Annotated in this window: 7 protein-coding genes; 6 read left to right on the top strand and 1 reads right to left on the bottom strand. The window is 66.4% G+C overall.

What is annotated here, in order from left to right; translation table 11 throughout:
* Window positions 1–492 precede the first annotated feature (492 nt).
* A complete protein-coding gene (locus ACLIBK_RS25265; protein ID WP_415390071.1) occupies window positions 493–1329 on the bottom strand; it encodes a DUF4238 domain-containing protein in 837 nt (278 codons plus the stop codon).
* Between the two features lie 505 nt (window positions 1330–1834).
* Between ACLIBK_RS25265 and ACLIBK_RS25260 the strand changes: the two genes are divergently transcribed.
* The 6 genes from ACLIBK_RS25260 (at window position 1835) to ACLIBK_RS25235 (ending at window position 6257) form a co-directional block, all read left to right on the top strand.
* The gene (locus tag ACLIBK_RS25260) at window positions 1835–2047 is read left to right on the top strand and encodes a hypothetical protein (RefSeq protein WP_415390070.1); all 213 of its coding nucleotides are present in this window, start codon (window positions 1835–1837) and stop codon (window positions 2045–2047) included.
* On the top strand, window positions 2044–2487 hold the full coding sequence (locus ACLIBK_RS25255) for a hypothetical protein (protein ID WP_415390069.1): 444 nt from the start codon (window positions 2044–2046) through the stop codon (window positions 2485–2487). Before ACLIBK_RS25260 ends, ACLIBK_RS25255 begins: the two co-directional genes overlap by 4 nt.
* A gap of 74 nt (window positions 2488–2561) precedes the next feature.
* Window positions 2562–2951: a hypothetical protein gene (locus ACLIBK_RS25250; RefSeq protein WP_415390068.1), complete on the top strand. Its 390-nt coding sequence runs from the start codon at window positions 2562–2564 to the stop codon at window positions 2949–2951.
* Window positions 2952–3339: 388 nt separating this feature from the next.
* Entirely contained in the window at window positions 3340–3993 is a 654-nt protein-coding gene (locus ACLIBK_RS25245; RefSeq protein ID WP_415390067.1) for a hypothetical protein, read from the top strand.
* Window positions 3983–4318, top strand: coding sequence for a hypothetical protein (locus ACLIBK_RS25240; protein WP_415390066.1), 336 nt, complete (start codon window positions 3983–3985; stop codon window positions 4316–4318). The genes ACLIBK_RS25245 and ACLIBK_RS25240 overlap by 11 nt, the downstream gene beginning before the upstream one ends.
* The gene (locus ACLIBK_RS25235; protein WP_415390065.1) at window positions 4311–6257 is read left to right on the top strand and encodes a head maturation protease, ClpP-related; all 1947 of its coding nucleotides are present in this window, start codon (window positions 4311–4313) and stop codon (window positions 6255–6257) included. Before ACLIBK_RS25240 ends, ACLIBK_RS25235 begins: the two co-directional genes overlap by 8 nt.
* Window positions 6258–6476: the final 219 nt, after the last annotated feature.

Below are 6476 nucleotides of genomic sequence, written 5' to 3'. Positions count from 1 at the left end.
AACTCACGACGGCTGCATTCGGCTCTGGGCTATCTCAGCCCCGTGCAGTTCGAAGATCAACACGCCCAGCAGACGGTCAAAACAGCGGCCTGATCCTGTCCACTCACAGGGGCGCACTCCAGTCCTCTCGCACGCTGGAGGACTTGGCCGCGCGAGTACGGCGGCTCTGCCCCGATAGGCGTGACCCGGAGCGCTTCCACGAGGAGAAGGACGAGGTGGCGGCCGAGCTGCGACGGCTTGCCGCCGTCATGAGGTGAGGGGAGGGGCAGCACCCCCGTCCCCGGCGGGTCCTCCCCGGTCGCCCGCGCAATACGGGCGGCAAGAGCGCTTGGCTGCGATAGTGCTGAGGTTTAGAAAAGGGTTAAGCAAGGTTCAGTCAGCACTAAAAGGTTCAGCAATCTCGGGGATTGTTGCGCAATACTCGACCAGGAAGCTAAGTTGAGTGGTTGGGCGGCCGAATCGCCGGCGCCATTTTATCAGGAGGGACCTACCTCACCTTGGTCTGGCCAGAGATGCTATAAGGGGCGCGTGTGGCCCAGCAAACATAGAACTCTGACTGACGATTGCGGAATTGATGCGGCGGATATGAGGATCGCGAAGATAAAGTAATTGCTCTCGCACCTCGAAATTGTGAACTCCAACTGCGATATCAGGAGCAATCGGAAGCCAAAGCTCGCCGTCCGGGTGGTAGAGCGACTGGTTGCCCATTTTTACCACTGGGCGACTACCTAGGATGAAGCTCTTCCCTCGCTGGCCTACCTTCATGACAGCAAGTCCACGATTACCTAGTACATCCAGAACTCTCTCGCTGATGCTACCTACAACGCCAACTTGTGCATTTTTGAAGAGTCTGGCTTTCTCTTTGTCTTCCATAAGTTGTGCAATTTCATCCTCTTTGTCAGGGAACTTGGCCCGGGCCGCATCCAACGTTTCTTTGAACGTTTGGTCAATGGAGGCTTTTGCTGCGTCAGAGGCGTATAGGTCGGGGACTCTTTTCCATTGAATATGAAAAAACAAATTGAACGTGGAGCGCTGTTCGTCAGATAAATGTGGGATTTGATCTTTCCGCGCGGAGCTGACGATCTTCTCTACAATAGTCTCCGTCGCCGTTTCTAATTTATTCAATGCACTTTCAAGGCTTGAATCTTTTGTGTCATCATCGTGGATAACGCTGTAGAGGTACTGCTCAACAAATAAATTGCCCGGTACTGCACGGCCAAGCTTGACGCCATTCCCTGACTTCCTTGCAAAATGAAGCATGCCCTCCGCGTCAGCGAAACGTTTCTGAAGCATCTCCGGAACAAAGTGGTGTCGCTTACCAGCTGTCACGATGCCCGCCCCTGGTTCGAATCCTGTCGGAACCGCACTCCCGGACCCGCGCCGTTCGCTTCGAGAAACTCTACCCCGGCTGTTTCCAGGGCTGCACGCATGGCAGCACGGGTGCGAGCGTAGGGTGTCCTGACCTCGCGTTCGAAATCCGCGATGGTTTTGCGCGCGACCTTAGCCGCCGCCTCAAGCTGGTCTTGCGACCAGTTTAGGAGTGCGCGCGCCGCGCGGCACTGAGCGGGCGTAATGTCCACGATCTGAGTAACCCTACTCAATATGAGTTGACTGCTCGATGTGAGCAAGGTTACACATTACGTGTGAGGCGGCCTTGCCGCAACACGAGCGGCCGAGCGTCGGGGGTTGGATCCCGATGCCCGGCCTGACCGCAACCCGCTGAAGGAGTCAGCAGGCCATGGCTACCCACGCCCATAGCACACCCGCGCCTAGAAGAGCCCAGCGCCCCGGCCCTATCCTGGCCAGAAGAGGTCCCCCGCTAGACTCTGCCGCCATGCTCGCGCTGCTCCGCCGGCGCGAGCGCATCCTCAAGCTAGCGGCCGAGCTGCTCGACCTCGCGGACGCCATCGACGCCGAGTTCGAGGACCGGGAGCCCGAACCGCTGGACGACGACAGCGACGCCGAGGCCAGCGCCCAGCCGGTCACCCTGGCGCCGGACTGGCGACCGCTGCGACGCCACCGCCCCTCTCGGGGCTTACGCCCGTGAACGCCGTGCCTCGCCGCGCCATCCTTGGTGCAGCCATCGCCGCCGCCACGGCGCCCGCCGCGGGCTCCACCGCGGCGCCCCACGCCGACGCCGCGCTGATCCAGCTGCACGCCTCGCTCCATGCGACCGAGGCGGCCCATGAAGCCGCCGTGAGCGCCGCATCGGACGTGGAAGAGCGGCTGATCGCGCAGGGCGTGCAGCTCCGCAGAGGGCATCCCGAGATGCAGGACGCCGACGCGCGCGTGGACGCGGCCGGGGATACCTGGGCGGCAGTGATCGGGCAGATGGCGGCAATCCCTGCCGCTGGCATGGCCGGCGTGGCAGTGAAGGTGGCGCGGCTCTGCGCCGCCCTGGATGATGGCGTCACCCGGCAAGATGGGCGACTGGCTGACAGCCTCCTCGCGGACATGGCACGGCTCGCGCCCGGTGCCCTGACGTGAGGGCGCTGGATCGGCGCAGCCTTCTCGCTGCCCTTCCGGCCGTGGCTGCTGGGCTCGGGCTCCCGCCGGGCGCTGTGGCTGCCAGCACGCCCGGCTCGGTGGTGTCCCTGGCGGCTCAGCTCCCCGCGCTGTGGCAGGCGATGGAGGGGGCGGCCGAGGCCACCAGCTACGATGCCACAGCCTACCAGCGCGCGTCACAACGTTGGCTCGACCACGAGGCGCTGATCCTGGCTACGCCGCCCGCCACCGTGGGGGACGCGCTGGCGCTGCTGGCGCTGGTCGCGGACAGAACGTGCCGCATCGGCGAGAGCGAGTTCCAGCGCGGCACACACGCCGAGTTGGAAGGGCTGGCCCTGGTCACTGACCGGGTCGTGCGGGTCCTGGCCGGGCTGACGGGCGAGGACCCATTCGCGGTGCTAGGGCCAAACTACGGATGGCTGCCCGAGGATAGGCTGCCGGCATGACCACTCCACCCGGCGCTCATCATGGAAGCGAGCGCCGGGTGGCACTCGCAGCGGAGCGACGAGCCTACCAGTCGCTCCGCAAGAGCGCCCTCGCAGCGGCCGATCTGGTGCAAGCGGTGGCGGTGGCTCCACATTCCGCCGCGGCGGCGAACAGCCTCTCGCTCGCGCTGTCCTGCCTCGTGCGTGCAGCCCCCTCAGAGCCGGTCCGCGCTCTCTTACTGACGGCTGCTGCCGAATGCGGACGAATAGCAGGCCAGCAAATCGATCCGGAGGGGGTGTAAAGCTCAGAAACTTCCCGTAGCGACGCTCTCAATGATCTTGCTACACCCCGAATAAAGTAGTTATCTACCTTATAAGACTGATCTGAACTCCAGAGCGGAGAAGCCCTGTGAAGCCGTACCCTTCCGAACTTGTCCGGGCTCTAGGAATCGAGCGGTTCGAGACCAGCATCGCGGCGGAGGCGGCCGGCGTTCCGGCAGCCCGCCTTGCGCAATGGCTGAAAATCGGCGCTTTCGAGCTGGTGCAAGGTCGGCGGCCGGGCACAGGACGTCGAAACCTCTTCCAGCTCATCGACATCTACAATGCGCGCTTGTTCGGCGCTCTGACCGATCCTCACACCGGGCTCGCGCTGCCTCTCAAGGTAGCTCGCGACATCCTCCTTACTGCGTGGACTATGGGGGATGAGTCGTTCAGCACGAGCGGCATGGAACTGCACCAGGCGGGTGTGATCGAGCGCCGGCGTGCTGCCCTCCTGCGAGGGGTGGACCTCCCGCCCGAGATATTGGAGCGCGACCTCAAGCACCCGCTCTGGCTGGTCGGAAGCCTCGTCCACCAGGCGCATCCTCATGAGGCGTCCTTTTGGCGCGGCGACTTCGTGAAACATTTGGCGCATGGGAGCGGGAATCCTCTCGGCAAGCCCCGTGCCTTCGTCGCCCTGGAAGCGACACCACACTTCGATGCTGCTGATCGCGTGCTGTTCGCCCATCTCGGCATCGTCCCGCCCGGCGCACCTTCTCCCGTGAGCGCGACCCATGCCGAGTAATCGCGCCATGGCCATTGTGCGGCAGCATGGCCACGCTCTGCCCCTCAGCCTGGGCAGCAGCGAGGTAGTACCGACGCAGGCGAGCGACGCCGATGCAGCCGGCGTGCTGCTGGACCCGTGCGGCGCACTGGTCCTGCTCCAGAACGGAAACGGCCATGCTCTCCGCTTCGCGCACCGGGCGGAGATCCTTCACCTGGTGCTGTGTCTGCTGGGGCTGCACGACGATTTGGCCCGCCGAGAAGCCACATCGGCGCATGATGCCGCCGCGGAGCTGGATCGGATCGTCGCAGCACGCGCGAGCATCCAGGGAAGCGGCAATGCCTGACTTCCCCCTCCGCCTGCACGGCGACATCGGCGGCGAAATCACCGTGGCTGGCGTCGCGGCTTCACTGGAGAAGGCGGGCCGCTCCACGCTGGCGATCAGCCTGAACAGCTACGGCGGTGATGCCCTGGCCGGGATCGCGATCCACAACCTGCTGGCCCGCCACCCCGGGCAGAAGACCGTCACCATTGAGGGCGTGGCGGCGAGCGCGGCAAGCTTGGTCGCCATGGCGGGCGAGCGGATCGTCATGCCGTCCAACGCCTTCCTGATGATCCACAACGCCTGGACCCTCGCCATGGGGGACGAGCGCGAGATGGACCGGACGGGGGAGCTGCTGCGTCAGGTGAGCGGCGCCCTGCGGCGCACCTATGCCGCACGGACGGGCAAGAGCGAGGCCGAGGTGGCAGAGCTGATGGCCGCCGAAACCTGGTTCGACGCCCCGGCGGCCCTGGCAAACGGCTTTGCGACCGATATCGCCGAGCCGGTCGAGATACGGGCCAGCGCCGCAGGGCTCGCCCGCTTCCACCACGTTCCGGCCGCGCTGGCCCGCACGCTTTCCACCACCCTGCCGGCGCAGCCGGCGCACCTGGAGAACACGATGAACACTGCCCCCACGGCGGCCGTTCCCCCCGGCACCGCCCCTGCGGCCCCGGCCCTGCCCGCCGCGTCGCTCCCGGAGCTGCGTGCCATCGCCAACGCCACGCGGGGCGCCCTGCCGGATTCCTGGGTCCTGGCGCAGCTGGAGGCCGGCGCGACGATCAGCGCCGCACGCGACGCCGCCTTCGACGCCCTGGCGCTGCTGACGCCTCCGCGCAGCAATACCGCCTTTCGCGTCGGCATCGACCACGACGCGCCACACGAGCGCCGGGAGGCGATGAGCGAGGCGCTGACGGCGCGCATCCTCAACCGAGCGCCGGCCGGCAGCGGCGGGCGGTATGCCGGCTATTCCATGCCCGAGATGGCGCGCGAGGTGCTGGAAGCCAGCGGCACCGCGACCCGTGGCTGGGCGCCGGCCCGGCTGATCGAGGGTGTTCTGGCGGCGACCGGGACCATGACCACCAGCGACTTCCCGGCGCTGCTCGGTGGCGCGGCGAACCGCACCCTCGCCGAGCTGTACCCGCGGGCGCAGTCGCCGCTCCGGCTGGCGCTCTGCCGGGTGACCAGTGCCAGCGACTTCCGCCTTCGCGCCGGCCTGCGGATCAGCAACATGCCGACGCTGGAGAAGGTGCCCGAGGCGGCTGCCGTGCGGTACGGCAGCCTCACGGAGACGGGGGAGAGCTACGCCCTGGACACCTACGCGAAGAATCTCTCGCTCACTCGGCAAGCGCTCATCAACGACGACCTGGACGCCTTCGGCCAGGCGCTCCGGGGCGCGGCCACGGCTGCTGCGGAAGCCGAGGCGCGCGAACTGGTGCGACTGCTGACCATGAACAACGGTGCCGGCCCCACCCTCTCGGACGGTGCGGCGCTGTTCACCACGGATCGGGGAACCCTGGCGACCGCGGCCGGAACCTTCGATGACACGGGCCTGGGCGCCGGCCGGAAGGCGATCCGGGGGCACAAGGACGTTGGAGACGGCGGCCCGCTGGGCATCCCCCCGCGCTACCTGCTGGTCAGTCCCGACCAGGAAACGGCGGCCGAGAAGCAGCTTTCGCAGCTCTCCCTCATCCCGTTCCCCAGCGGCGGCGCTTCCGTGAGCCCCTTCGCCGGCCGCCTGGAGCTGCTGGTGGAACCCCGGCTCAGCGGCAACGCGTGGTGGCTCTTCGCGGACCCGGCGCAGGCTCCGGTGTTCGAGTGTGCCTACCTCAACGGCAACCAGGTGCCGACAGTGCAGAGCTTCGAGGAAGCGGCCCACCTGGGCGTGACGCTCCGCGTGGTGCACGACTTCGGCGCCGGCATCACCGGCTGGCGCGGTGCTTACCGCAATGCTGGCGCTGCCTGACGGGGCTGGATGACTGATACCGGCGAGCGGATGAACTGACTCGGATGTGAGTTTCAGTTCGCTAGGTTCGGTGATTCGGTTTCGGCGTGGCTGGAGCGGACGGGCCGATGGGACGAGCGCTGGCGATCCGGACTGACCTGCTGAGCGCGTCCGAGTTGCGCAGGCGGGCACGCCGGGAGCCGAACCGACGGACAGCGACGCGGATGGTGGCGGTAGCGC

The sequence above is a fragment of the Roseomonas sp. BN140053 genome (assembly GCF_047690175.1).
Taxonomy (GTDB): Bacteria; Pseudomonadota; Alphaproteobacteria; order Acetobacterales; family Acetobacteraceae; genus Roseomonas.
This window is presented reverse-complemented; position numbering and strand designations above follow the sequence as displayed.

Excerpts from the sequence above, each read along its gene's own strand:
- ACLIBK_RS25260 (WP_415390070.1), top strand. The coding sequence starts at position 1,835 with ATGCTCGCGCTGCTCCGCCGGCGCGAGCGCATCCTCAAGCTAGCGGCC.
- ACLIBK_RS25235 (WP_415390065.1), top strand. The coding sequence starts at position 4,311 with ATGCCTGACTTCCCCCTCCGCCTGCACGGCGACATCGGCGGCGAAATC.
- ACLIBK_RS25240 (WP_415390066.1), top strand. The coding sequence starts at position 3,983 with ATGCCGAGTAATCGCGCCATGGCCATTGTGCGGCAGCATGGCCACGCT.